This window comes from Phyllobacterium myrsinacearum (genome assembly GCF_014138285.1).
Taxonomy (GTDB): domain Bacteria; phylum Pseudomonadota; class Alphaproteobacteria; order Rhizobiales; family Rhizobiaceae; genus Phyllobacterium; species Phyllobacterium myrsinacearum_A.
This window is the reverse complement of the sequence record NZ_JACGXN010000001.1, coordinates 1,035,613-1,061,657: the sequence shown is the minus strand read 5'-3', so window position 1 is coordinate 1,061,657 and position 26,045 is coordinate 1,035,613. Positions and strand designations below refer to the sequence as shown.

The 26,045-nt window shown below is 55.1% G+C and carries 23 protein-coding genes; 16 read left to right on the top strand and 7 right to left on the bottom strand.

What is annotated here, in order from left to right; all coding sequences use genetic code 11:
* Positions 1-4 precede the first annotated feature (4 nt).
* The 10 genes from FHW16_RS05280 (at position 5) to FHW16_RS05235 (ending at position 10,389) form a co-directional block, all read left to right on the top strand.
* Positions 5-799, top strand: a complete 795-nt coding sequence (locus FHW16_RS05280) for an ABC transporter permease (protein WP_182548065.1) — start codon at positions 5-7, stop codon at positions 797-799.
* A gap of 427 nt (positions 800-1,226) precedes the next feature.
* The gene (locus FHW16_RS05275; RefSeq protein WP_182548064.1) at positions 1,227-1,916 is read left to right on the top strand and encodes a virB8 family protein; all 690 of its coding nucleotides are present in this window, start codon (positions 1,227-1,229) and stop codon (positions 1,914-1,916) included.
* Entirely contained in the window at positions 1,913-2,737 is an 825-nt protein-coding gene (virB9, locus tag FHW16_RS05270; RefSeq protein WP_182548063.1) for a P-type conjugative transfer protein VirB9, read from the top strand. Before FHW16_RS05275 ends, virB9 begins: the two co-directional genes overlap by 4 nt.
* A 4-nt stretch (positions 2,738-2,741) precedes the next feature.
* Positions 2,742-4,046, top strand: coding sequence for a type IV secretion system protein VirB10 (virB10, locus tag FHW16_RS05265; protein ID WP_182548062.1), 1,305 nt, complete (start codon positions 2,742-2,744; stop codon positions 4,044-4,046).
* Between the two features lie 51 nt (positions 4,047-4,097).
* The gene (gene virB11, locus FHW16_RS05260; RefSeq protein WP_182548061.1) at positions 4,098-5,201 is read left to right on the top strand and encodes a P-type DNA transfer ATPase VirB11; all 1,104 of its coding nucleotides are present in this window, start codon (positions 4,098-4,100) and stop codon (positions 5,199-5,201) included.
* Positions 5,198-5,953: a lytic transglycosylase domain-containing protein gene (locus tag FHW16_RS05255; RefSeq protein WP_182548060.1), complete on the top strand. Its 756-nt coding sequence runs from the start codon at positions 5,198-5,200 to the stop codon at positions 5,951-5,953. The genes virB11 and FHW16_RS05255 overlap by 4 nt, the downstream gene beginning before the upstream one ends.
* Positions 5,954-6,012: 59 nt before the next feature.
* Entirely contained in the window at positions 6,013-6,303 is a 291-nt protein-coding gene (locus FHW16_RS05250; RefSeq protein ID WP_182548936.1) for a TrbC/VirB2 family protein, read from the top strand.
* Between the two features lies 1 nt (position 6,304).
* Positions 6,305-6,607, top strand: a complete 303-nt coding sequence (locus FHW16_RS05245; RefSeq protein WP_182548059.1) for a type IV secretion system protein VirB3 — start codon at positions 6,305-6,307, stop codon at positions 6,605-6,607.
* Complete coding sequence (locus FHW16_RS05240; protein WP_182548058.1) at positions 6,604-9,024, top strand: VirB4 family type IV secretion system protein; 2,421 nt, start codon at positions 6,604-6,606, stop codon at positions 9,022-9,024. Before FHW16_RS05245 ends, FHW16_RS05240 begins: the two co-directional genes overlap by 4 nt.
* A 318-nt stretch (positions 9,025-9,342) precedes the next feature.
* Positions 9,343-10,389: a type IV secretion system protein gene (locus FHW16_RS05235; protein ID WP_182548057.1), complete on the top strand. Its 1,047-nt coding sequence runs from the start codon at positions 9,343-9,345 to the stop codon at positions 10,387-10,389.
* A gap of 124 nt (positions 10,390-10,513) precedes the next feature.
* On the opposite strand, the gene FHW16_RS05230 is transcribed toward FHW16_RS05235, so the two are convergent.
* The 5 genes from FHW16_RS05230 to hglS all read right to left on the bottom strand — a co-directional run bounded on the left by FHW16_RS05230 (position 10,514) and on the right by hglS (position 16,975).
* Complete coding sequence (locus FHW16_RS05230; RefSeq protein WP_182548056.1) at positions 10,514-10,693, bottom strand: hypothetical protein; 180 nt, start codon at positions 10,691-10,693, stop codon at positions 10,514-10,516.
* 41 nt (positions 10,694-10,734) lie between these two features.
* Complete coding sequence (locus tag FHW16_RS05225) at positions 10,735-11,028, bottom strand: hypothetical protein (protein ID WP_182548055.1); 294 nt, start codon at positions 11,026-11,028, stop codon at positions 10,735-10,737.
* 254 nt (positions 11,029-11,282) lie between these two features.
* Positions 11,283-13,670, bottom strand: coding sequence for a bifunctional diguanylate cyclase/phosphodiesterase (locus tag FHW16_RS05220; RefSeq protein ID WP_182548054.1), 2,388 nt, complete (start codon positions 13,668-13,670; stop codon positions 11,283-11,285).
* A gap of 301 nt (positions 13,671-13,971) precedes the next feature.
* On the bottom strand, positions 13,972-15,483 hold the full coding sequence (gene amaB / locus FHW16_RS05215; RefSeq protein WP_182548053.1) for an L-piperidine-6-carboxylate dehydrogenase: 1,512 nt from the start codon (positions 15,481-15,483) through the stop codon (positions 13,972-13,974).
* Positions 15,484-15,571: 88 nt separating this feature from the next.
* On the bottom strand, positions 15,572-16,975 hold the full coding sequence (gene hglS / locus FHW16_RS05210; protein ID WP_182548935.1) for a 2-oxoadipate dioxygenase/decarboxylase HglS: 1,404 nt from the start codon (positions 16,973-16,975) through the stop codon (positions 15,572-15,574).
* 124 nt (positions 16,976-17,099) lie between these two features.
* On the opposite strand from hglS, the gene FHW16_RS05205 reads away from it, so the two are divergent.
* From FHW16_RS05205 to FHW16_RS05195, 3 genes are all read left to right on the top strand, one after another.
* A complete protein-coding gene (locus tag FHW16_RS05205) occupies positions 17,100-18,008 on the top strand; it encodes a LysR family transcriptional regulator (protein WP_182548052.1) in 909 nt (302 codons plus the stop codon).
* Positions 18,009-18,140: 132 nt separating this feature from the next.
* Positions 18,141-19,424, top strand: coding sequence for an NAD(P)/FAD-dependent oxidoreductase (locus FHW16_RS05200; protein WP_182548051.1), 1,284 nt, complete (start codon positions 18,141-18,143; stop codon positions 19,422-19,424).
* 85 nt (positions 19,425-19,509) lie between these two features.
* Positions 19,510-20,355, top strand: a complete 846-nt coding sequence (locus FHW16_RS05195; protein WP_182548050.1) for an endonuclease/exonuclease/phosphatase family protein — start codon at positions 19,510-19,512, stop codon at positions 20,353-20,355.
* Here the strand turns inward: FHW16_RS05195 and FHW16_RS05190 are convergent.
* Positions 20,327-21,787, bottom strand: coding sequence for a phospholipase D-like domain-containing protein (locus FHW16_RS05190; protein WP_182548049.1), 1,461 nt, complete (start codon positions 21,785-21,787; stop codon positions 20,327-20,329). The genes FHW16_RS05195 and FHW16_RS05190 overlap by 29 nt on opposite strands.
* 14 nt (positions 21,788-21,801) lie before the next feature.
* Positions 21,802-23,259: a sensor histidine kinase gene (locus FHW16_RS05185; protein ID WP_246711671.1), complete on the bottom strand. Its 1,458-nt coding sequence runs from the start codon at positions 23,257-23,259 to the stop codon at positions 21,802-21,804.
* Between the two features lie 284 nt (positions 23,260-23,543).
* On the opposite strand from FHW16_RS05185, the gene rpmH reads away from it, so the two are divergent.
* From rpmH to yidC, 3 genes are read left to right on the top strand one after another with little or no spacing between them, the layout of a single operon-like run.
* Positions 23,544-23,678, top strand: coding sequence for a 50S ribosomal protein L34 (rpmH, locus tag FHW16_RS05180; RefSeq protein ID WP_040853797.1), 135 nt, complete (start codon positions 23,544-23,546; stop codon positions 23,676-23,678).
* Positions 23,679-23,726: 48 nt separating this feature from the next.
* Positions 23,727-24,110 carry a ribonuclease P protein component gene (gene rnpA / locus FHW16_RS05175; RefSeq protein WP_182548047.1) on the top strand — a complete coding sequence of 128 codons (384 nt, stop codon included), beginning with the start codon at positions 23,727-23,729 and terminating at the stop codon, positions 24,108-24,110.
* A complete protein-coding gene (gene yidC / locus FHW16_RS05170; RefSeq protein ID WP_182548046.1) occupies positions 24,110-25,951 on the top strand; it encodes a membrane protein insertase YidC in 1,842 nt (613 codons plus the stop codon). The genes rnpA and yidC overlap by 1 nt, the downstream gene beginning before the upstream one ends.
* The last annotated feature ends 94 nt before the right edge of the window (positions 25,952-26,045 follow it).

Below are 26,045 nucleotides of genomic sequence, written 5' to 3'. Positions count from 1 at the left end.
GGCAATGGAAAACAACCCGACCTCCTGGTTCATGCGCGTGACCGTGAGCCTTTTGTTTCTCTTTCTTCTGGCGCCGGTGCTGCTTGTATTTCCGGTTTCCTTCAGCGGCGATCAGGTGCTCGCCTTTCCGCCGAGTTCCTGGTCGTTGCGCTGGTATGAGGCTCTGCTCGGAAACAGCGTGATGATGTCGGCGTTCCTGACCAGTCTCGGTCTTGCGGCCGTCGTCACGGCCCTGTCGCTGATCATCGCGATACCTGCGTCCTATGCGATTGTTCGGTTGAAGGTCACGGGATCGGAATTCCTGTTCAACCTGTTCACCGCGCCCCTGCTGTTGCCGACGATCGTTCTCGGGCTGGCCATTCTTATCATTTTTGCATCGATGGGATTCCTGGCAACATTCACCGGGCTTGTCATCGGGCATCTGGTGATCACACTCCCGTATGCATTGCGGGTGTTGTCGGTATCGCTCGGCAATCTCAATCTTGCCTGCGAAGAGGCGGCTTCATCCCTTGGCGCCAAACCTTTGGCTGTTTTCAGGAAGGTGACGCTGCCGATGATGGCGCCAGGTATAGTTGCCGCCACGGCACTCTGTTTCCTCGTTTCGTTTGATGAAGTGGTCATCACCTTGTTCCTGACAGGTCCAAGAATGACGACACTGCCGGTGGAATTATTCCACCACGTCGAGAGCCAGGCAGATCCGCTGGTTGCAAGCGTTTCAGTTCTCTTGATCCTGATGACGCTTGCCGTAGTCCTGATTGTGGACCGGACAATGGGATTGACGAAAGCTTTCGTAAAATAGGTGGAGGATTTGTTCGAATCCACAAACGTTTCAACTTGCGTAGCGTTTTGCCGCAATAGCGAAATTTGCCAAATGCCAAGACGTGATGGATGTGAAAAACATATCAGCGATTGCGATTGCCATGAGCAGAACTTGTTGTCTGAGATTCGCATCTCTTATCGTTTGCGTATTTTACAACGAGCGTTGCCGCCACCCATATTCATGTCGAGCCAAGTATCATAGACCAAAGTCGAATTGTGTTCCGTGTTCGCATGATATTTACAACTTGAATGGCTTTCCGGGCGTTGCAAGATCACAGTAAGGCGCACGGCTATATTAAAATTTTCATTTTAGAATTTTCAGTTTTACCGATTTTAAGGCTTCAGTAGCGGTAATGAGTGCGTCAGAATCCCATGAAAACATAACCGCGGTGAAATTGGTGCCCGGGATGGACCGGCGATATTTCAGCGAAGCGGTTCGTTGGGAAAACGACGTCATCCATATCATGAAACGGTCACGGCTAATTGCTTGGCTGGTAGCGGCGATCAGCTTTGGATTGGCCTGCCTCGCATTGACCTGTCTTGCCGTACTTTTACCCCTCAAGAGTTTTGAGCCCTATGTCATCGAAGTCGACAAGACAACCGGATTTATGGAGATAAAACAACCGCTTGCCGATGGTAATCTGACGCAGAGCGAAGCCATCGCAAGAATGTACGTTGTCCGGTACCTGAAGGCGCGCGAAACCTATGATCCGGCAACGGTAAAGGATAATTTTGATCTCGCCCAGCTTTTGTCTACGCGAGATGCATCCCGTGATCTTTTCGCCCTTTACAGTCCATCCAATGCAGGCAATCCGGTCACGCGCTTTGGCCGTGAAACTCGGATTGAACTGAAGATTAAATCCATACAATTTCCCAACAATCTCACAGCTGTTGTCCGGTTTTCCACGCAACGCACCGGTCGTGACTCCGGTGCGGAGGAACATTGGGTTTCGCTGCTTCATTTCCATTATTCCAAAGCATCGATGCCGAACGAGTGGCGCTTCGACAATCCTCTTGGTTTTCAGGTCGTGGATTATCGCCGCGACCAGGAAAGCGTGTCCGAGCAATCCATGCCCAACGACCGTTATCAGCCATGAGAACACCAGCTCACACCCGCCCGATATTGCCGGTTGGCGCTGTCTTAACACTGGCGGTGATGATCAGCGGAGCGCATGCCGAGCTCGCGCCGCGCCGCGGTGCGGCCGATGCCCGTGTCAGGACCGTAATCTATAGCCCCAACAATGTTGTTGCCGTCGACGCGACCTACGGCGTTTCGACAATGATCGTTTTAGGCGATGCGGAAAAAATCGAAACGGTTGCCGTTGGAGACAGTGTTTCCTGGAAAATCGAGCCTAACAAGAAGGGCAATATTATCTTCCTTAAACCGGTGGAGCAGAAAGCGGCGACGAATATGAACATAGTCAGCGACAAGCATGTTTATACATTCGTCCTGCGTGCACACCCGGATTCACAGTCTGACCAGACCTACATGGTCAAATTCAGATATCCCGACGTGGAGGCAGACGCGAGGCTGCTTGCACAAGCTCAACAATTGGTATCGGAGCCGAACCACACGAACTTTCGACGCCAGGACGCGAATGCGGACTATCACTTTCGCGGCGACCGGGAGCTCAAGCCGGTTGAAGCATTTGATGACGGCATCAAGACATGGTTCCGGTTTCAAGGGGATGTGCCTGCGGTCTTTATTGTTGAAGAAGGCAAACGGGAAATTCTTGCCAATTACCGGCGTGAAGGAGACTACATCATCGTCGACAAGATCGCGCGGCAGTGGATGCTGCGGCATGGCGATTCTGCGACCTGTCTGTTCAATCTGAACAGGAAAACAGCACCATTGGCCGTTGCTGCCATGCCACCTGTCATCGTCGATAGCCCGCTCTCTAAGAGAAGGCGAAGATAAGACAATGCCCAATCTCGAATATCACCGCGGTCTGGACAGCGAGGAACAGACAGACTCGCGCCTCCTAGAACCGAAACGCAAGTTGGGAGCTGGTGTCGTTGGCCTGTTGTTTGCGGCAAGTGCAATCGGGCTTTTGGCTTTGCCACTGTTGAAGCGCTCCCCATCGTCGCAGAGCGAGCAGAGCGTTTCTGATGATGCTTTCGTACCGGTACATTCCAACCAGCTTAATCTCACACCGCCGCCTGAAAGGCTGGAAGCTCCACTCCTGTTACAGGCTGGGTCGCCTGTTGTTGAGGTAACGGCGAGCAACAATAATGAAGAATCGGAAAGCAGGAGGCGACGCGCAGAGGAAGACGCGCGTCGCCGCATGGATGCGGAGGAGGCGGCCAACGACGCGAGGCAACAGGACCGATACCGTTCTCCGATGATTGTTTCGGAGTTGGCAGCCTCGACAGAGTCTGATCACAGTGAGAAGGGGGTGGATGAGAAACCAAAGAGCCCGGACACGTTCCAAGCCACCAATCCGAATGACCAGTTTCTTGCCGCCCTTTCAGGACGATCAGTCGAAACAGCGAAGGCCGAAAAGAATATGCGCATTGATGCGCTCGTCCCGCAAGGAACTATCTTACGGGGTGTCCTCGAAACGGCGGTCCAAACCGACCTGCCGGGCATGGTACGAGCCATAACCACGGACGAAGTCTGGTCGTTTGATGGAAGGCGTATTCTTGTTCCGTCGGGCACGCGGCTGATCGGAGAGTACAATGCAGGTCTGGCACAGGGACAGACACGGGCATTTATTGTCTGGACACGGCTGTTGCGCTCTGACGGCGTGTCCATCAGTCTCGGTTCCATCGGAACGGATGAGCTTGGTCGTTCCGGTATGAACGGGAATGTAAACACGCATGCCTTTGAACGGTATGGTTCCGCGATCTTGCTCAGTGCGATTTCCGCCGGCGGCCAGATCTTGGCTGCGGCAGATACATCGCCCAACCTCAACGCAGGACCGGTCACGACCACGTATGTTGACCCCAAGACAAATGAAGTCCGCTCCGTAACGACGCGCCCCAATGTCGATTTGAGCGCGAATTTGGCGGCAAAGGGAGCGGCAGTCGCGACGCAGACCTTCGCGCAAGTCGCGGGAGAAGCCTTGAAAGGGTCACTCAACATTGCCCCAACAATTACGATAAATCAGGGGACTCCCATCGCGATATTTGTCCGTCGCGATCTCGATTTCTCCGATCTCTATCCGGATCCGGTACGTGAAAAACTGCGTGAGTTGAAGCGGGGGCGTACCGGCTATGGTCAGTAGACGCCTGTACGCTCTCAACATCTGGATGCTCATTTTGAGTGAGGCTTTTTGATGGGCATGCTCTGGCGCAACAATGAGCTGATCTCCCTGGCTTTTGCACCACTGCAATTTCTGCTGGAAGCACCGGATGTCGTCGAGATTTGCATCAATGAACCACATAAGGTTTTCGTTGAATACAGTTCAGGTGCGACGCACGCAGGTATGGTTCCACTCACTCTTCCCGAACTAACCCGCGAGCGCATCTGTTTCATGGCTGAACGGGTTGCGGCCGACGGCCACCAGTTTGTCAATGAAGAAGAGCCGCTGCTTTCCGCATCTTTGCCGGACGGTTCGCGTGTTCAGGTGATATTACCACCGGCTGCACCCGGCGGAGGCACCATCGCTATCCGGCGAAAGGTGGTTCGGGATCTGTCGCTTTCCGATTATGTCCATGCGGGCTCGCTCCTTTCTGTACGACTAACGGGTGGTGCCGATGGTCTGACCGACGAAGAACGGTCTCTGTGCAATCATCTCGATTCAGGCGATATTGCCGAATTCCTCCATTCCGCTCTCCGTCTTCGCATCTCCATGATTATCTCAGGTGGGACGGGAACCGGGAAGACGACGTTTCTCAACGCCTTGATGCGGGAAATACCCAGACATGAGCGAGTGATCACCATTGAGGATACACCCGAACTCTTGCCGCCGCACAGCAATCACGTCCGGCTGATTGCCTCGCGTGGCAATCAGAACATTGCGCAGGTGGACATGAGGCGTCTGGTGGAAGCGTCGCTGCGGTTGCGCCCCGACCGGCTGCTCCTCGGTGAAGTGCGCGGCGGTGAAGCGCTTGATTTCCTGCAGGCGATCAACACGGGCCACCCCGGTTCACTGTCCACCGTTCATGCAAATTCGCCCCGCTCGGCCTATGAACGCCTGGCAATGCTGGTGATGCAGACCAGTTCGGGTGGGGGTGGTGGCCTTTCCAAGACAGAAATTATCGATCATCTGCACGCCACGCTGCCGATTGTTGTTCAACTAGGCCGCAAAGAGGGACGGCCTGGCGCCGTGTCCGAGATTTTTTATGCGCCCTATGTTCGACAAGCTGTGCGGCCGTCTGTTGTCAATGAGGGTATGTTCCGGAGCGCCTTGAGCCATCGCTCGCGGGGGGCGCAATGAAGAGCATAACAAAGGATTCCAGCAGTCTTATCGATGGCAAGGTACGGTGTCTTCCCCGTACAGGTCTCGTACTCGCGCAGATGGCGATCTGTCTGTGCTTCCTGCCGGCCCTGTCCGATGCTGCGTGCGCCATTGAGGCCGATAATGCGAGTCTGCCTCCGGTTAAGGTCATCGCAGTTGATGGGAGAACAGCAACGGCGCAGCCGGTGCAATCGGCGGTGGGCACGGGCGCCTGTCAATTCGAGCACACGCCTTCGATCGAAGATGGTGAGGCCATTGTCCAGCGCATCGCCCAAGCGGAACACGCCGACGCGGCATTGGTAGCCGCAGTAGCGCGACAGGAAAGTGGTTTTCGTATGGATAGTGTCTCCAGTGCCGGTGCCATCGGTCTGATGCAACTGATGCCTGCGACAGCGCGACGTTTTGCAGTCGATATCTGTGACCCGGAAGACAATGTTCGTGGAGGTGTGCGTTATCTGAAATTCCTGGAAAAGAAATATGCCAATCCGCTCTATGTCCTTGCCGCTTATAATGCCGGTGAGGCTGCTGTGGAGCAAAATGGCGGCATCCCATTATATCCCGAGACGGTCCGTTACATCTCGGCAGTTCTCTCGGATCTCTATGATTGGCGGCCGCTTACTGATCGCAAAAGACAGGTCAAAACAGCCCATCAAACCAAGGAATCGCCCGCCGCACCCGATGCAGGAAGCAAAGGCGCCTGGACGCAAGGATTTGTTCTTCACGTGGAGTAATCAAAGTGTGCTTTCATTCATTCATTTTCAAAATAGCCCTTTTGCCAACGTCTCTTCGAATTGCCTTTACCCGAGGAGTGGTTGCCTTGATTGCACTGTCTATCCCCATGGACTGTGCCCTTGCCCAGACGGGGTTGCAACCGGTTCAGTCTGTTCTGCAGACGCTCATCAGTATTCTCACGGGGCCGATTGCCTCGATGATCGCCATATTGGCGGTGATCAGTTGCGGGTTCCTCGCCTGGACCGGGCGCTTCACGTGGGGCATCGCGGGATCGGTCATCATGGGAATCGTTCTGGTGTTTGGTTCGACGCAGATCGTGGCTTTCTTTCAGAGCGCGTTGGGGCACTGAGATGATTCCCGATGATGCGCCAGATCTCGTACCGCTGGTCAAGGCTTTAACCCGTGCTCCCACGTTGTTTGGAGTTCCGTACATGTTTGCAATGTTCAATATCGTGGTAACGGCCTGTATATTTCTGGCAACCAAGAACTTGTTCACGTTGTTGCTCGTCCTGCCAATCCATAGCCTGGGCTATTTTTTGACCCTGCTGGATGATCAGATATTCACCATCATGCGGGTGAAGATGTCCAAAGCGCCTCCCCAATCCAAAGCCATCTGGGGCATCAGAAGCTACGCCGCGGGTGAAAATTCATGACCAGCCGTCCCGTACGCCGGGATATGCGATTTGGTTCGTCAGTCAAACGAGAGCGCTCCGTTGCTGCACATATCCCCTACACGCGGCATGTGGATGACACTGTTTTGCGGACCCGGGATGGTTATCTGCTGAGTGTTTTGAAACTCGATGGCTTTTGTTTTGAAACCGCGGATATGGTGCAGTTGAACGGAAAACTGGAGGCGCGCAATACCCTACTCCGATCACTCGGCAGCAGCCGATATGCGGTATACGGCCATATGATACGCCGCCGCATTCAGCCGGGTCTTGACGGGGTATTTGATAACGCCTTTGCCGACGAATTGAACCGGCGATACATGGCGCAACTCGAGCAGCAGCACATGTTCGTCAACGACATGTATGTCACCATCGTCCGTCGCCCCTTGCGCGGTCAAGTTGGTATTATCGACAAGGTGACAAGGCGTATTTTCGCCGATGCGTCCAACGACGGGGGAGCATCTGGCGAGGCACAGGATCTGCGCGAATTGCATGATGCTGTTCTCAACATTCGGGATGTCTTGCATGACTATGGCGCGCGGCTCCTTGGTATCCGCGAACCCGAGCCCGGTGCTTATTTTTCGGAACCGCTGGAGTTCCTCGTCCAGATCGTCAATGGGCTGGAACCGATCAAGATGCGTTTGCCGCGCATGCCGCTTGATGGCGCATTGGCAATGAAACGACTGCATTTCGGCCGCAACGCCGTAGAGTTTGTCGGATCCACGCCGCCGGATAACAGCCGTTTGGGAGCCATGCTTTCCATTCGCGAATACCCACCCTATACGGGACCTTTGCTGCTTGACGGACTGTTGAAAGTTCCTCACGAGTTTATTGTCAGTCAAAGCTTCGCTATCGTCGACAAGCCTGTGGTCCAGGCGCAAATAGAGCGCGTATCCCGGCAGATCGCGATGGCCGACGAAGCCGGCTCAGTCGTTGGCAGTCAACTCAACAGCGCCCGCGATGAATTGCTGGGCTCACGTTCAATCTATGGCAACCATCATTTATCCATCATGTGCCTCGGTGATGACAAGGCGGAACTTGATCGCAGTATTCGTGCGGTCGGCGCCACCTTGACGGATCAGGCTATTATCTGGCTGCGCGAGGATCTCAATTGCGAGCCGGCATTCTGGGCTCAACTACCCGGGAATTTTTCTTATATCGCCCGCTCGGCAATGATCTCGTCAAAGAATTTCTCCGGGTTCCTGTCATTGCATAATTTCCCAAGCGGCAAATCTGGAGGCAATCATTGGGGCAGTGCCATTTCATTGCTGGAGACAACGAGCCAGACCGCATATTTTTTCAACTTCCACGTGCGAGATCTTGGAAACTTCACCATGATCGGCCCATCCGGTTCAGGCAAGACCGTGGCTCTTTCGTTCCTGATGGCGCAGTCTCAGCGCATCAGGCCCAAGCCGCGTTGCGTTTTCTTCGACAAGGATCGTGGCGCAGAAATCTTTATCCGGGCTCTCGGCGGCAATTACGAAATCCTCGAACCCGGCGAACCATCCGGCTTCAACCCGCTCTGTTTGCCCGACACCGGGCCCAATCGTGAATTCCTGTTTCAGCTGTTTTCCCTCATGGTACGGCGGTCCGATGGAGCACGGCTGGCAGCAGAGGAGGAAAATGTCCTCCGTTCAGCCATCGCGCAGATCTTTGCCTCAAGTCCTGATGTGCGCTCATTAAGTGTGTTCGGTTCACTGTTGCGGGGGCGCATGCGCGCGGGTGGTGATGATCTCCTGGCGCGTTTCGACAAATGGCTGCGTCCGGATCAGCTTGGCTGGTTGTTCAATAACCCGACGGATCGCTTCACATGGTCTGATGTTGCCGGGTTTGACACGACTAAGATCCTCGATGATCCGCTCATCCGCAGTGCAGCGCTCATGTATATTTTCCACCGGTTGGACGAGTTACTTGATGGCAACCCGTTGCTGATTTTTCTGGATGAGGGCTGGCGGCTTCTCGATGACGATATTTTTGCAGCCTTCATCAAGGACAAGATGAAGACGATTCGCAAGTTCAACGGTGTTGTGGGGTTTGGCACCCAGAGTGCGTCGGATATTGCGACATCTGCACTTGCTAATACACTGATGGAGCAAAGTGCGACCCACATATTTTTCCCCAATCCGCGGGCTGATCAGCAAAGTCACGCGACGGGGTTTGGCCTTTCTGCACGTGAAATCCAGTGGATACGGACGGCTGACGCGTCCAGCAGATCGTTCCTCATCAAGCATGGTCAGGAATCGGTTATCGCGCGTTTGCGCCTGAGCGATATGGACGATCCTATCAAGGTTCTATCCGCTCGTGCCGACACGATCGAGGAATTGACAGCCTTGCGCCGCCGTCTGGGTGATGATCCACAGAACTGGCTGCCTGCCTTTTGCCACCCCGGAGACAGAATATGAAGTTTCGCACCATCTGCCTATTGCTCTGTACCATGATGATTGCGACAGCCTGCGGAAGCGATCAGAGGCTGAAACACCCTTGCTCCCCGGGCTTGTTCTCGTTTGCCTCTGCAACACTTGATTGCGGGCCGCTCAGGCCGGTGAATGAAGCGCTGGTTGCCTTGTTTGAATTCGGAACATGAAACCATGGCCTTGATGGAAGCGCCCAATTACATCGCTCTCATGTCGGACAATATCGACCGTCTCGGCAAGAGCTTTACGGCGTCCACCTATGGCGCCTTTGCCGGTCAGCTTACGCCTTTCCTGTCCGGATTGCTGGTGCTCTATCTGGTTTTCTGGGGTTTCCGCTTTTGGCAAGGCAGGGGAGAAAGCAGTGTCGTTGACATCGCATTTCGCTTCTTGCGGATTGCCATTATCTTTTCAATTGCCACAGGGTGGGGACCAATCCAAACGTTGGCGTACGGTGTCATCTCGGGGATTCCTATGGCCATCTCTTCCGTCATGATGAACAACATCGTAAACACGGGACGTGGCTCGATGTCACAAATGACGGTTGAGCGGGATCTCTATGACTTCTACCAAATCGCCCTGTTGGCCTCGACGCGGATTTCCAGTCCTTTCCCAGATAAGGCTGCGCCAGATCCGGTGCTAAAACAGGCGGCAGTCAATACCAATCCCCCGTCCAAATCCGCAGTGGGCAACAAGGGAATGCCGGACGATGTGTTGCTGTCTTCTTTGCATTCCGGCATTGTTTGGATCGCCGCTGCCTTGTTCGTCGCATACGCGATTTTTCTGATGTTGTTTTCAAAGCTGGCCCTATGGATCGTATTGGCTTTGGCCCCCGGTTTCATCGTGACACTTCTGTTTCGAGGCGCGTCACGGTTCTTCTCCGGCTGGTTGACTGTCGCCATACAGACCATGCTTGTGCCGATTTTCTTCTACGCGTTTTTGAGTTTTTTCATGATCATCATCAAAGATGTCGTGATCACATTGAAAATATCCACGGATCACGGCGCGGTCCCAACCATCAGGGAAATTGCGCCTTTTGTTTTGGTCTGCTTTGCGGGGCTATTCCTTCTCGCCCAGATCGTTCCGTTGAGCGCGCGCATTGCCGGAGGTGCACAGAAATGGGTTGGCGATGCGCTGCAAGGCGGTGTTGAGAGGGCGTTGCCCACGTCTTTCGCCAATGGCAAAAGTGATGGTGGAACGGCTAACGGCAAAACGACGCGATTGAACATGGTCCCATCGGGAATGCAGGCCCCGCCCCAAGGCAGCCAGTCATCCATGTCCGAAATGAACGACACGTTGATAAGGGATATTCAGGATCGAAATCTTGCCATAAATCGGCAGAGCGGCAACCGGTAGTCTTCTTCCCTACCTGATATGAAAAGCGCGCCAATTCATGGCATCGAAACAAAAAATGATGCCGATCAACGGCGTCCGCCGACCAGCATCATTTTACAACATGGTTCAGATTTAGGCCCTGCTATTACATCTTCTTTGCATGATGACGATGATGCTTTGCATGGTGGCGATGATGCTTCATGTGATGCTTAACGTGATGATGCCTGGGCGCTGCCGATGCGGTCGTGCTGCTGGCAGCAAGAACCGGTGCGGAGAATGCAAGAGCAATTGCAAGGCCAAGTGCTGTATAGAGTGACTTTTTCATGGTGTCGTTTCCTCTCAGATGGGGCGTTTGTGATACAACTGTCAATTATTGACTGGTTGCACACCGAGCAGTTTCAATGCCTTTGCAAAGGTCCTGATACCTTGCGCCTGCTTGTCGCTGGCACAAAATCGGATCGCTTTTTTCTGCAGTGATTTCGCCTTGGCTGCCCGGGGAACCTCGGCGTGCTCGATGATTGCTTGGTGAACTTGTGTCTGGAATTTCGCGCAAAGTTCTTTGCGCGAAGGTGGCCGTTCTTCAGCCGATACGCCGTACGCGCCGGAAGACAATATTGCTCCGGCTAGGAGTATTGTTTGCAAGTTTGAAATATTTATCACGGCCGCCTGCAAGAAAAGAAATGTATTCCGAATCGATATGAGAATACAAAATTATTTTACTTGCTCTTTATCTGGTGGCTTTGTTTCGGCAGTATTTCTGAGATGTGACGTTTTGTTTCTATAGTGTTTCTAAAATGGGGCAATGGCATCTAAGTATATGAATACGCTCTATAAATGAATGTTTCATTCGCGCAAAGGCTCTCTGTGGCCAAGCAAAAAAGCGGCTCCCTGCAAGGAGCCGCTTGAACAAACATTTATAGTGCAATGAGTTTCTTGGCGGTGGACGGGGCGTCGTCACTGATAAGGTGACGGAAGCTCTCCATGGGACTTGGCATGCCGAGATAAAAACCTTGTCCGGCACTGCATGATTCCCCCATGAGGAATTCCAGCTCATCCGGAGTTTCAATGCCTTCGGCAAGAACGGGCATGCCGAGACCTCGGCCAAGGCCCAATACAGCCTTAACGATGGCAGCGGCCTGCTCGTTCTTGTCTACGGATTTGATGAAGGAGCGATCAATCTTGATCATATCGAACGGGAAGGCGCGGACATTCGACAGTGACGAGTAGCCCGTACCGAAATCATCCATCGCAATGCGCACGCCTAATGCCTTTAGCTGTCGAAGGGTGGTGAGAGCGCGGTTCGTATCCTTGATCAGGGCAGTCTCTGTTATCTCGAGTTCGAGCCGGTGCGCCGGTAAACCAGTATGAAGCAAGGCACTGTGCACGCGTTGCGGGAAATCGTGGCTATAGAGTTGCACCGCGGACACGTTGACCGCAATGGACAGGGGTTTCTCCCAGCTGGCAGCCTCCCGGCACGCTTCGCGCAGAGCCCATTCGCCGAGTTGCAAAATCACGCCACTCTCTTCTGCGATAGGGATGAAAACCGTTGGCGAGATCTCGCCCAGGCGTGGATTGTGCCAGCGCATAAGGGCTTCGAAACCGGTAACGGCACCCGTATCCATTCGCATTTGCGGCTGATAGACGAGCCTCAGCTCATTGCGCGGCAAGGCATTGCGCAAGTCATGTTCGATCATACGGCGTTCTCTTGCCTCCGCGCCCATCTTGGCTTCAAAGAAGCGATAGGTGTTCCGGCCTTCTGCCTTCGCCTGATACAGGGCGGTGTCAGCCTGATTGAGCAATGTCTCGCGATCACCGGCGTCCACCGGAAAGATGGCGATCCCGATGCTTGTGGAAATCAGGAAGCCGATGGGGGAGTTCAGGTTCTCGGACTGGAGTGCTTCCAGAATTTTGTCGGCGAGGCGGCTCGCGGCGGTCGGTGTGACAAGGCCCGGCACGATGATGGCAAACTCGTCACCGCCAAGGCGCGCCAGCGTCTCATCTTTGCCAAGAAGCTTGGTGATGGCGCTCGAAACCCGCTGCAGGATATCGTCACCGGCGGCGTGTCCGAACAAGTCGTTCACTTCCTTGAACCGGTCGAGATCAAGACAGAACAACGCGAGATAAGCCTCGTCATCGCCAGTGGCGGTGGCGATAAGCTGATCAAGCCGGGCATTGAAATTGCGGCGGTTGGGCAACCCGGTTAACGCGTCATGATGGGCCAGATAATTGATGTGGGCTTCGGCTTCCTTGCGTGAGCGCAGATCGCGGACTGCAACAGCTCTGTGCCATTTGCCGTTAAAATCGATAGTATGGGCTATCAGTTCGACCGGAATGGGATCACCGTTTTCTCCGGTAAGGGTTGTTTCCACCAACTCGTTCTGGTCGCTCAGCAGCTTTGCGCGCAGTCTGGCGTCAGGCAGGAAGGCAGCGATGGAGCCGCCTGTGAGCTTTGAATTGTCCATGTTCGCCAGAGTGCAGAAACTTTCATTGGCTGTCACAATCGTCTCGCCGTCGCAGATGACCAATCCTTCGACTGCTGCATTGACGAGTTTGTGCATGCGCTGCAATTCAAGCCTGTACCGCCGGTTGCGTACGTCGATGGTCAGCGCGATTGAGCTGGCAACAAGGATAAGTGTGCTCACCAATGCCACCGTTACAGCCACGAAATTGGCGGGAATGGCGTTATCGGAAATGAGGATCGAAGAATCCGGCGTGATGGATACAGCGCTCATTGCAATGAAATGATGACCGCAGATTGCCAGGGTCAGCAGGCCGGCAGCTGCGTGACGGGTTTTGTCTTCAGCTGGCGAGAGCGCAAGGCGGAGAGCAAATGCGCCAAGAATCACACCAACACCTATGGCAACAGCTACGAACGTCGGATCCCAGGTGATCCTGCCTTCCACTTCAAAGGCAAGCATGCCGGTAAAATGCATGGCGGCTATGCCCACACCCATGATGGCTCCGCCTGCAAGGTCGGCATTTTGCCACTTGGCTGTAATGGCAGTGTATGCACCAAGACCGGTTACGGCGATTGCGATGAGCAGCGACAGAATGGTTTGCAGCCCATTATAGCCGTTGGGCAACCCCGGTGAAAACGCCATCATGGCGATGAAATGCGTGGCCCAGATACCGAATCCGCATGAGGCCGCCGAAACACACAGCCAGATTGTCTGGTGTGGCGAGTGTCGCGCATGTCGAAGAAGATCAACGGCAGTCAGGCAAGAAAAGATACAGATGGCTGCCGCAAGAAAAACGAGCCTGACATCATGCTCATTGACGATACAATTGTACACTGTCAGCATATTTCTGCTCCCCGTCTTGCATTATTTTCTTCGATAACTTTGTCGGTTGTTGTCTTAAGCCGGACTTAAGAGGATATTTATTTGCAGTTTTAAGCAGTGTTGGAAGCGTAAGGATGAGAATGCAGTAAACAAAGATAAAACAACTCACAGAAGGATTTATGCAAACTGGAGTGACCGGGTTTTGTTAAAGTATAAAATTTTAATCATGTACATATCGCCCATCGGATGCTGGGCATGGCGACCAGGCAAATAAAAAACCCCGGTCTGGGAAGACCGGGGCTGTGGTTGAGGCATTCAGGCGTCAATCAATATCGAAGGATACACCCTGCGCCAAAGGCAGGGCCTTGGAATAATTGACCGTATTCGTAGCGCGGCGCATGTAGGCCTTCCAGGCATCCGAACCGGATTCACGGCCGCCGCCCGTTTCCTTTTCACCGCCGAAAGCACCGCCGATTTCAGCACCTGAGGTACCGATATTGACATTGGCAATGCCGCAGTCCGATCCATCCGCGCTGAGGAAGCGTTCCGCTTCCTGCAGGTCCAGTGTGAAGATGGAAGAAGACAGGCCGGCACCGACCGCGTTGTGATCGGCAATTGCCTTGTCGAAATCACTGTACTTCATCACGTAGAGGATTGGCGCAAAGGTCTCTTCCGTCACCGGGCCAGCCTGCTTCGGCATCTCGATGAGGGCAGGGCGAACGTAATAGGCGTTCGGATGTGATGTATCGACCCGGGCGCCACCGGTTACCTTGCCGCCATGGGCAACGGCTTCTCCAACGGATTTCTGCATGTTGTCGAAGGCCGCCTTGTCGATCAACGGGCCGACGAGAGCTGATGTGTCGATTGGGCTGCCGACGGAAACGCTCTCATAGGCTTTCTTCAGGCGCGGGACGAGCGTGTCATAGACGCTTTCGTGCACGAAGAGGCGGCGCAGGGTGGTGCAGCGCTGACCCGCCGTTCCCATGGCACCGAAGGCGATGGCGCGCAGCGCCATGTCGAGATCGGCGGACGGGCAGACGATGCCGGCATTGTTGCCGCCAAGCTCGAGGATCGAGCGGGCGAAACGTTTGGCCAGCCGAGGGCCGACTTCTCGGCCCATACGGGTTGAACCGGTTGCCGACACAAGTGCAACCTTCGGATGATCGACCAGAGCTTCGCCGATTGTCCGGTCGCCCATCAATGTCCTGGTCAGACCAGCCGGCACGTCACCAAAGCGTGCAACTGCGCGGTCAAAGATGGCCTGGCAGGCGAGCGCGGTGAGGGGTGTCTTCTCCGATGGCTTCCAGACAACAGCATTGCCGCAGACGAGGGCAAGAGCTGTATTCCATGACCAGACAGCAACCGGGAAGTTGAAGGCGGAGATAACGCCGACGACGCCGAGCGGATGCCAGGTTTCCATCATGCGATGTCCGGGGCGTTCCGTCGCAATGGTCAGGCCGTAAAGCTGGCGGGAGAGGCCGACCGCGAAATCGCAGATGTCGATCATTTCCTGCACTTCGCCGAGACCTTCCGAAGGTATCTTTCCGGCCTCAATCGAGACGAGACGACCGAGTTCAGCCTTCAGCGCGCGCAGTTCTTCGCCAAAGAGGCGAACGAGTTCGCCACGCTTCGGTGCCGGAACAAGGCGCCATTCGCGGAACGCAGCATCGGCCTGTTCAATAGCCTTGGCTGTGTCAGCAGCCGAATGAATGGCGATATCGGCGATCTTTTCGCCGGTGACCGGGCTGTAGGAAGCCATTGTTCCGGCGGTATAAGCGGCTTCTGCCACGCCAAGCTTTCCGAGCAGCGTTTTTACGTCTTGAGCAATCGTCATTTTGCCTTCCCTTTACATATCTTTTGTCTGACCGTGCGGTGAGCGCCGGACTTTTGCCGGAGAGGCCGCAATAAGGTCAAATGAGTGTTCAACTTGCAAGTGCTGCGGGGCGCAGTATTTGCAGGCATTGTTGGATGGAGGCCTTTTCGAGCCCGGCATAATGGGCAAACTCGTCGAGGACCGAAGTGCCGAGATCATTCTCGAACTCGCGCTGGCTGGGACTGGCGACAAACTTCTGGCTGGCCTCATCACCAAGGTTGGACTGGAAAATGCCCGCAGCGCTGACTGGAAGAAAATCCTCGTAGACGATAGGGTCGAACCGCACGGCACCAAGGGCGATCAACGCTTCGATATCCGATGCCTCGCGCGTGGTCATGCGGCCTGCAAAACTTTCAACGACCGAATAGCGGAAATAGCCGAGATTTTCACGGCGAATATCCGCCCAGCTGTCCGGAAACGCCTTGAACGTCTCCGTCAAGGCAGTGATATAGGTCTGTGCGTTGGACCCATCCGCTGCCGGACGGATGATCTTGCGCGTGTCGCTCAGCAACCGGTCATAGAGAGCCCGGCCTTTTGGTGTCAGGGCAATGCCGCGTTGTTCGATTTCGCCGAAGCGTGCGGTGTGCGATCCGGTCTCCCAAGTGCCATCAGGATTTTGGAAAGATACATTCTCTTCCAGCGCCTTGAAGGATGTCTGGCGCAGAAGGATGGGGCAGGCACGCGTCGGCGGGCCTTCGATGACGGCTTTCGGCGAGATACCCTGTTCGGGCATCAGGTCCTGCACCGCATCAATATCAAGGGTGCGTGGTGTAAGGTGGTTGATGTGCGGACCCTTGAAGGAAACGACATCGGCAATGAGCCGGTGGGCATCATGCAAGCGTTGATAAAGTGCACTGCTGACGCTCGCCTGGTGGTGCCAGCGAAATGTCTCGAGAATCTCCTGAACGAAGGTTTCCGCATCGCCGGAATCAAGGCCGCCCTGCGCTTCAGCCTTTTCAACAAGCGCAATGGCCCTGTCGGTGAAAATCTGGCGGGCGGCAAGAACGGTGCGTGCCTTTTTGCGCAATCCTGCGTCGCCGATCAGGTTGAGGCGCAGCAGCGATGTGAACACACGAAAAGGGTTGATCTTCAGTGCTTCGTCATCGACCGGACGGAAAGCCGTGGAATGAACGGGAACGCCCGCTTCACTCAAATCGTAATAGCCGACGGGATACATGCCCATAACAGCGAAAACGCGGCGCAGCATGGAGAGTTCTTCCGGGGTGCCGACGCGGATTGCGCCGTGGCGTTCTTCCGATATCCGGTCGAGCGTATCGGTTTCCTGCAACTGATCTTTCAGTTCCGGGGACGTTGCCAGTGTCTTGCCGTTCACCTCGGCAACCAGAGACATGAGTGTGCCGTAGGCGGGAACCTCTGTCCGGTACATGGATGACATGGAGGTCGAAAAGGACGCCCTGATCACGTCGGATGACGTAAATGTGCCTGATTTCATCATGTTCAATTCCGCTTTGTTGCTGCAACAGCATAAACTATCGCTGTCATGCTCAAACTGGATTATAGAGTGGTGATATCGTCAAAGATTGCGATGATTCTAACTAGGTTGATGCGAGACAAGAATGAAGTTGAGCCGCCGTCTGATTCCGGACATCGATATTCTGCAAACCTTCGAGTGCGCGGCCCGCCATGGCAGCTTCACGCAGGCGGCAAAGGAGCTGAACCTGACGCAGAGTGCTGTCAGCCGTCAGATGAGTGAGCTTGAAAGCCAGATCGGTGTCCTGCTTTTCGAGCGGGTCAGGCAGAGGGTGGTTCTATCCGATGCCGGGCAGAAGTTTTTGCCTGAAGTGCGACGGTTGCTGGGGCTCACAGAAGAAACCATGCTGCGGGCGATGGCCGCATCGCAGTCGGCATCATCTCTAAGCATAGCGACCCTGCCCACCTTTGGCAGTCGGTGGCTGATGCCCCGTTTGCCGGACTTTCTGAAACGCTATCCGGATATGGCCCTGAGCGTCGCGTCGCGTTCGCAGCCGTTCGATTTCGAAGAAGAGCCCTTTGATCTTGCAATCCACTATGGTCAGCCTGTGTGGGCCCATGCCACATGCACATATCTCTGCAGTGAAATGATTGTTCCCGTCGGTAGCCCGGAACTGCTGTCAGCCAATCCTGTTGCGACACCGGCGGAGCTTGCGAATTCAGCACCTCTCCTGCATCTTTCGACGCGGCCAAAAGCCTGGGCTGACTGGTTTGAATCTGTTCAGGCAGAGGTGGTCAGTCCCTACAAAGGGCATCGTTTTGAACACTTTTCCATGGTGATCGAAGCTGCGCTTGCCGGGCTCGGTTTTGCCCTGGTGCCGCGTTACCTCATCGAGCATGAACTGGCGTCAGGTCGTCTGCGGGTTTTGTTCGACCAGCCGCTGACGACAGAGAACAGCTACTACCTTGTTGTTCCGGACCACAAGAAAGAGAATCTTATGGCTCAGAGCTTTTTTGCTTGGATCGCCGATCAGGTCAGCGGACGGCAGTCGTAAGGTCATTCGCTCGGCGCATCACCTGTTCAACGAATTTCACTTTCGTTGCCGGAAACGCGGCTTATAAGCAGAATGGACGATGAGTCTGTGCAAGATTGCCGGCGGATGCCGGACCGACCTAACGGTGACCCCATGCTGAATGATGAACGCTCCCACGGACTCTGGGAAAAGACGGCGCCGCCGGCACCTGCAACGCGAAAGCTGGATGGCAATATTTCCGTTGATGTCGCCGTGATCGGCGCCGGCTTTACCGGACTTTCCGCGGCTCTGCACCTGGCCGAAACGGGTACAAGCGTTGCCGTTCTTGATGCCGTTGAAATCGGCTATGGCGGATCGGGCCGCAATGTTGGCCTGGTGAATGCGGGCATGTGGGTAATGCCCAATGACCTGCCGCAGGTTCTGGGGCAGGTGCATGGCGAACGTTTGCTGGAATTGCTCGGCAACGCACCCCAATCTGTGTTCAATCTTGTCGACAAGCACAAGATCGCCTGCGAACTTGAACGCAAAGGCACCTTGCACTGCGCCGTCGGCAAGAGCGGCATAGAGCAATTGAAGCAGCGGACGGAGCAGTGGCTGGCCCGTGGTGCATCCGTCCGTTTACTGAGTGCCGAGGAAACCGCTGAGAAGGTCGGTTCGACCGTCTATGCCGGGGCGTTGCTCGATAATCGGGCTGGCACGATTCAGCCACTGGCCTATGTGCGTGGGCTTGCAACCGCCGCCATCGCTGCTGGCGTTGCCGTCTACACGGGAACCCCCGTCACATCCACGACCCGTTCCGGTGATCGCTGGATCGTTAACACCCCGGCTGGGACTGTTTCGGCCGAATGGGTTGTCGTGGCGACAAACGCCTATACGACCTCGCCCTGGCCGGAGTTGAGAGCCGAACTCCTGCATCTGCCCTATTTCAATTTTGCCACGCCGCCGCTGCCGGAAGAGGTGCGCAATACTGTTCTGCCGGAGCGTCAGGGTGGCTGGGATACCAAGGAGATATTGAGCTCCTTCCGGATGGATCAGCGCGGCCGCCTTGTGTTTGGCAGTGTCGGTGCGCTGCGCGGCACAGGGATGGCTGTGCACAAAGCTTGGGCTGCCCGGTCGATCCGCAAACTTTTCCCGCAGATCAAAGATATTACCTTCGAAGCGGGCTGGTACGGCCAGATCGGCATGACCAATGACAATCTGCCCCGCTTCCACACGCTTGCGCCGAAGATCATCAGTTTCAGCGGCTATAATGGTCGTGGCATTGCACCCGGCACAGTATTTGGCCGGGTATTGGCTGAACACATCGTTGGCAAGGTATCCGACGCGGATCTGCCGTTGCCCGTGACAAAGCCCAAGGAAGAAGGTTTGCGGACGTTGCGCGAAGGATATTACGAGGTCGGTGCACAGCTGGCGCATTTCGTCGGGAACAGAGTTTAAGGTCATTCACCCAATCTGACGACTTCATTTGCTTGCCATTCGGGCGAACCCGACATATCTCTTATGGATGGACAGCAAGAAGCCAATGCGGCACACAAGACCAAGTGTCTCAGCCAGCATCCTCGCGGCGGTCAAGAACCGCAACAACCGCCCGACAGGCGTGACCAGGGTCGTGCGGAACGATACCGTCATTGCGTCCTACAATGTCCATAAATGCGTCGGCATCGACAAGAAGTTCGATCCGGACCGCATTGCGCATGTCATAGGCGAGCTTGGGGCGGATGTTGTGGCTGTTCAGGAAGCGGACAAGAGGTTCGGCGAACGGTCTGGTCTTCTCGATCTTGCCCGGCTGGAACGTGAAAACAATCTCGTTCCGGTGCGTGTGGCTTCGCTCTATCCCAAGGGACACGGCTGGCATGGGAACCTGCTGCTCTTCCGTGAAGGGGTTGTGCGGCGGGTACAGCAATTGAAGCTTCCGGGGCTGGAACCCCGCGGTGCTCTTGTGGTTGACCTTGATCTCGAAGCTGGCCCATTGCGTATTATCGCAGCGCATCTTGGCCTGCTGCGGCATTCCCGCATGCAGCAATCGGAGGCGATCCTCAACGCCGTTCATGCGGACCCGTCACGCCCGACACTTCTGCTCGGCGATCTGAATGAATGGCGCGTCGGCAAGGGTTCTTCGTTGCATTTCTTGCACCCAATCTTTGATCCGATGAAAAATGCGGTGCCGAGTTTCCCTTCACGCTTTCCGGTTTTGGCACTGGATCGGGTGCTCGGCCACCCGCACAGTCTGGTCACCGGCATCGAGGTTCATGACACGCCGCTTGCCCGTGTCGCCTCTGATCACCTGCCGATCAAAGCCTATGTCGATCTGAAAGGTGCTCTGGCGGAGACCGGTGAGCTCAGAGATAGGGCGAGCCTAGCCAGATAATCCGGTCGAGCAACCGCACCCAGAATGAACGGGCGCGCAGGCTCTGAAGCATCACCGGTTTTGCCGACTCAATAGCAGCATTAACGAGTGCTTCCACTTTTGCAGCAAACTCTGCATTCATGATTTCAAGGTCGACCTCGAAATTGAGGCGCAAGGACCGGGGGTCTAGGTTTGATGAGCCCACATAGGCCCATTGTCCGTCAACTGCCAGTAGCTTGGAGTGGTTGAAATTGCCGCTCGCACGCCAGATGCGGCAGTGACTCTTCAAAATCTGATCGAACTGCGCAGTCATGGCGCGGTCGACGAGTTTCAGATTGTTGAGCGAGGGAACAACGATATCGACCTCGACGCCGCGCCGTGCAGCTGTCACCAATGCGCTGATCAATTCGCGGTCCGGCAGGAAATAAGGGGACATGATGCGGATATGGCTTTGTGCCACGGAGAACGCCCCCATCAACATGCGGTGATTGGCTTCCACGCTTCTGTCGGGTCCGGATGGTACTGCTCTGATGAAAACCGGGTCGCCTGCGTTGGTGGCCGGCGAGGCAATCAGCCACGGTTCACCCGCCAACTGTTCACCTGTTGTGAAGCGCCAATCTTCCGATGCGATGTGAAACAGATCGGTGACAATGGGACCGGTCAGACTGAAATGCGTATCGCGCGCATTGTCTTCCCCAACGATTTCGGCGGAAAAGCCGGCGCGAATGTTCATGCCGCCGGTAAACGCCGTGGTGCCGTCAACGATCAGTATCTTGCGGTGGGTCCTGAGGTTCGCGTAGGGCAAGCGCAAACCCATGATAATATTGCCATTAAACACATCGGTGCGCACGCCGCCTTTTTTCAGATAACCGACAATGCTCGGTATCGAATAACGCGCGCCGACCGCATCGATGAGTACCCGGACTTCAACACCGCGTTTGACGGCGGCAATCAGCGCATCGGCTAGCCGCAAGCCGATCTTGTCCCGGTCAAAAATATAGGTTTCCACCAGAATGCTGCGCTTGGCATTGCCGATGTGTTGCAGCATCGCGCAGTATGCGTCATCACCGCTTTGGAGCATGGTAATGTTGTTGCCGGTGGTCAGGCGGCACCGGCTTACGCGATCTCCCAGCGTTTTCATCGCGGCAAACCGCTTCTCGAAATGGTCAAGCACATTTTTCTCGTTCGCGTCGAAACGCATGAGATGATCCTGGCCGATTTCGTGCAGGAAAGCCCGTTGTGATGTGATGGAGGAGCGCCTGATCCGGTTGATACCCGCGACCGCATAGATAACCGCGCCGATAACAGGCGAGAGGATGATGACGCCGACCCATCCAATGGCCGCGCGCACCTCTTCCTTCGTCATGGTCGCATGGACCGCGGCGGGAACGCCAAGGACGATAGAAAGAACAAAGAGGATTTGGGGCCAATAGGCAGGAAGATAATCACTCATTTGTGAGTGTCATATCACGATATTGAATCCCGGCGCGAGCGCCATTCCGCCAGAGAGACCGGTTGATCCGGAATACGGATTTCAAAACTCGTTCCCGCTCCCTCGCCGCTCCGCAGTTCGATAGTGCCGCTATGCGCGCGGACCAGCTCGTGAACAATGGCAAGACCAAGACCCGTGCCGCCTGAACGGGCGGAGCCCTTGAACGCCGTGAACAGGTTTTCGCGCGCCTTGGGAGGCAAGCCGGGTCCGGTGTCCTCTATGCCGATAATCGAGATGGTTCCGATCTGGCCCGCGGTAATCGTCAGCCGCTTGATGATTGAGGACTCAGTGCGCGTATCGCCACTCATAGCCTGAACAGAATTACGGCATAGATTGGAAATCACCCGGAAAAACTGATCCGGGTCAACGTCGATCTCAAAACTTTCCGGTACCAGATTCTTGAATTCGATTCCCGATTTTACGTCGAGATTGAGCATCTCCTCGACGTCGGCAACGACAGTATGCAGTTTGACACGCCGCCGCTGGGGAGGGGGTTCCTGCGTCCCGCCATAGGCAAGTACGGTCTGCGAATAATTGATGGCGCGATCAATTGTGCGCACGAGCTTCGGCACCATCCTCTGGATGGCAGGATCGCTGGCATTGGCAAGGTGATCGGACATGAGCTGGGCAGACGCAAGAATGTTGCGCATGTCGTGGTTGATCTTCGAAACCGCCAGGCCAAGATCAGCAAGATGTTTCTGCTCGGACAATGTGCGTTGCAGTCGCTGCTGCATGTCGGCAAGCTCCCGTTGAGCAATGCCAAGTTCATCGTCACGATTCTCTGGCTGGATGACGCGTGTAGGGTCATCCGGTTGCTGGGCAAAGGCCAGCATGTTTGCGCTCATGCGCTGTATCGGCCTGATGAGCAGGTGGCTGATGGCGAGAAATACGAGGCCAGCGGTAATGACTGAAATGAACATCGAAATCAGCGTCAGGTTGCGAGCATAACGCAACATCGCATTGCGCAAGGGCGCGTCGGATGTGATGAGCTCGATGACTTTTCCTGTATCGCCGATAGGGCCGTAGACGCGGATAATGCGCTTGCCACCGTTGAAAATAGTGTCGAATGCGTCGCGGATCGTGGTCAACGGGTCAGTGACCGTCATGTCGATATGGCGGTCGACCTTGGACGGCATGTCAGCGACGGCCAACAGGCGCGATGCACCCATTTCACGCAGGGCAATTGCCTTCGTACCCGTCGCAAGCAGTACGTCATTCTGTACGCTCTGCGGAATATCTTTGCCATCGCTTGCAGCCAGCACCACACTTGCCGCCGCAACGGTATTGAGGCGATCCGATAGCCAGCGCATGCGCATGTCAGCCATCGTTGGCACAAAAATCATGACTTCGGCCAGAAGGCCAAACAGTATGGTAAGTCGCAACAGCTTGCCCGAAAGGCGCTTGAGGATCGGCAAGCTTCGGCCTGCCTGCATCCGCGTGCCCGCCGGTTTCTGTTCCTGTTGCGTTAGCGCCATATTTGCTCCATCAACGCCCGATGTAGGTCAAACGTTGCGCGGGCACAATAAATCACTTCCTGATTTTTGCCTATTTTTGAATCGTTCGGCATCAATTGACTTATTACCATCATGCCTCTATAAGCCGCGCACGTCCGGGTTGACCGCCCCGGCGGCGTATTTTTATGCGCCAATGGCGGTCCTGATATGCTCCTGTTAAAGAACAGACCACAAGAAGGGCCGCACACCGCGGTATTAAACAAATGAAGCGTACTTATCAGCCATCCAAACTTGTCCGCGCACGTCGTCACGGGTTTCGCGCCCGTATGGCTACTGCAGGCGGCCGCAAGGTTATCGCAGCACGTCGTGCTCGCGGTCGCAAGCGGTTGTCGGCATAAGGCATTCCGCGCAGGTTTGCGCGGTTGGCCGAAGTTGGCATTACAGGAATGAATGATCAAAAACCACTCCGCCTTCGCAAGAGAGCGGAGTTTTTGGCTGTTCGGGCCGGAGAAAAACGCCGTGGCGGTTTCTTTCTGCTCGAGGTCAAGGAACGTGAAGACCGGAAAGGTCCGCCGCGTGTTGGTTTTACAGTCACAAAAAAGAACGGAAATGCCGTTATCCGCAATCGCATCAAGCGTCGGCTGAAAGAGGCTGTACGCGTCAATGTTGCAGGTGACATGGCCGCCGGAACCGACTATGTGATCGTTGCTCGCCGCGACGCGCTTGATGCGCCGTTTGCGGACTTATCCCGGGAACTCTCGAAACGGGTTTCCAAAAAATACCAAACCGGCGTTTCCCCAAGACATGACCGGCCCAACAGGACCCGATAATGGAAACCAATCGTAATTTCTTTATCACCATTGCTTTGTCCGTCGTTATTCTCGGACTTTGGCAGGTGTTCTATATGGGCCCCAAGATCGAGGCCGAGCGCCAGCAGGCTCAAGTTGAAGCCACTCGTCAGGCTGCCCAGAACAAGACGGCAGCACAGAGCGCAACAACTGCTGGTGCGCCTGCAAATAATTTGCCGGCATCGACGGCTGCAGCGCCCGGTTCAAACATTCCCGGTCAGACGCCAGATGCTACCCAAGCCGGTAACCTGACCCGCGCGACCGTTCTTGCGCAGACATCGCGTGTTCAGATCGATACGCCAAGCCTCAGCGGTTCCATCAGCCTGACAGGCGCACGTCTGGATGATCTGCAGCTCAAGCAGTATCATGAGACCGTAGACAACAATTCTCCGACCATTCAGCTTCTGAGCCCTTCGGAGATGGCAGACGGTCAGTTCGTCGAGATCGGATTTACCGGTAACGAGACCTCGGGCGCGGTCCCGGGCCCGACGACCGTCTGGACTGTGGACGGCAACAACAAGCTTAGTCCATCCACCCCGGTTACCCTTAGCTTTACCAATGAAAAGGGCCTGACCTTCAAGCGCACGTTCAGTGTTGATGACGATTACATGTTCACCGTCAAGGACGCTGTGACGAATGGCACTTCGGCACCGGTTTCATTGGCATCCTATGGTCGCGTCACGCGCTTCTACAAGCCTCTGCATGCCAGCACATATGTATTGCATGAAGGCCCAATCGGTGTGATCGCCGGAAAGCTGGTCGAATATAAATTTGCGGCGATCGAGAAGGAAAAAGAGGTCTCCCCGGACAAAACGGATACTGGCGGCTGGATCGGAATCACCGACAAATATTGGGCTGCTGCTCTCGTTCCGGCGCAGACAAAGCCTTTCAAGGCCCGCATGTCTTATTTCGACAACGGCCGTCCGCAGTATCAGAGCGACTATCTGTCCGATCCGACGACAATTGAACCCGGCCAATCCACCACGATCGAAAACCTCGTGTTCGCGGGTGCCAAGGAAGTTGGCAAGATCAATGGCTATATGAACAACCTGCATATTCCATTGTTCAAGAATCTGATCGACTGGGGCTGGTTCTACTTCATCACCGAGCCGATGTTCTACCTCATCGACTGGTTGTATAAGGCTATCGGTAACTTCGGCGTAGCTATCCTCGTTGTGACGGTTCTGCTCAAGGCCCTGTTCTTCCCGCTTGCCAACAAGTCCTATGCTTCGATGGCGCGCATGAAGATGGTTCAGCCGAAAATGGCTGAAATCCGTGAAAAATATGCGGAAGACAAGGTCAAGCAGCAGCAGGCGATGATGGAGCTCTACAAAACCGAGAAGATCAACCCGATCGCCGGTTGCTGGCCGATCGTGATCCAGATTCCGGTCTTCTTCGCGCTCTACAAGGTGCTGTACGTCACCATCGAAATGCGCCATGCGCCGTTCTTCGGCTGGATTCAGGATTTGGCCGCGCCGGATCCAACATCGGTGTTCAACCTGTTCGGCCTTATTCCGTGGACTGTTCCAGCATTCCTGATGATCGGCGTCTGGCCATTGATCATGGGCGTGACGATGTTCCTGCAGATGCGCATGAACCCGACACCTCCCGATCCAACACAGGCAATGATCTTCAATTGGATGCCGCTGATCTTCACGTTCATGCTGTCCAGTTTCCCGGCAGGTCTCGTCATCTACTGGGCTTGGAACAACTTCCTGTCGATCACCCAGCAGGGTATCATCATGAAGCGGCAGGGTGCGAAGATCGAACTGTGGGACAATCTCGCAGGTCTCTTCAAGAAGAAACCGAAGCCCGCCGAATAGGCGGGTTACACCGGAGTTTCAGAAGCCCCCGCTCATACCGGGGGCTTTTCATTTGCCGCCGAACGGTGGGGCTCGGTTGACAAGGCGGCGATAA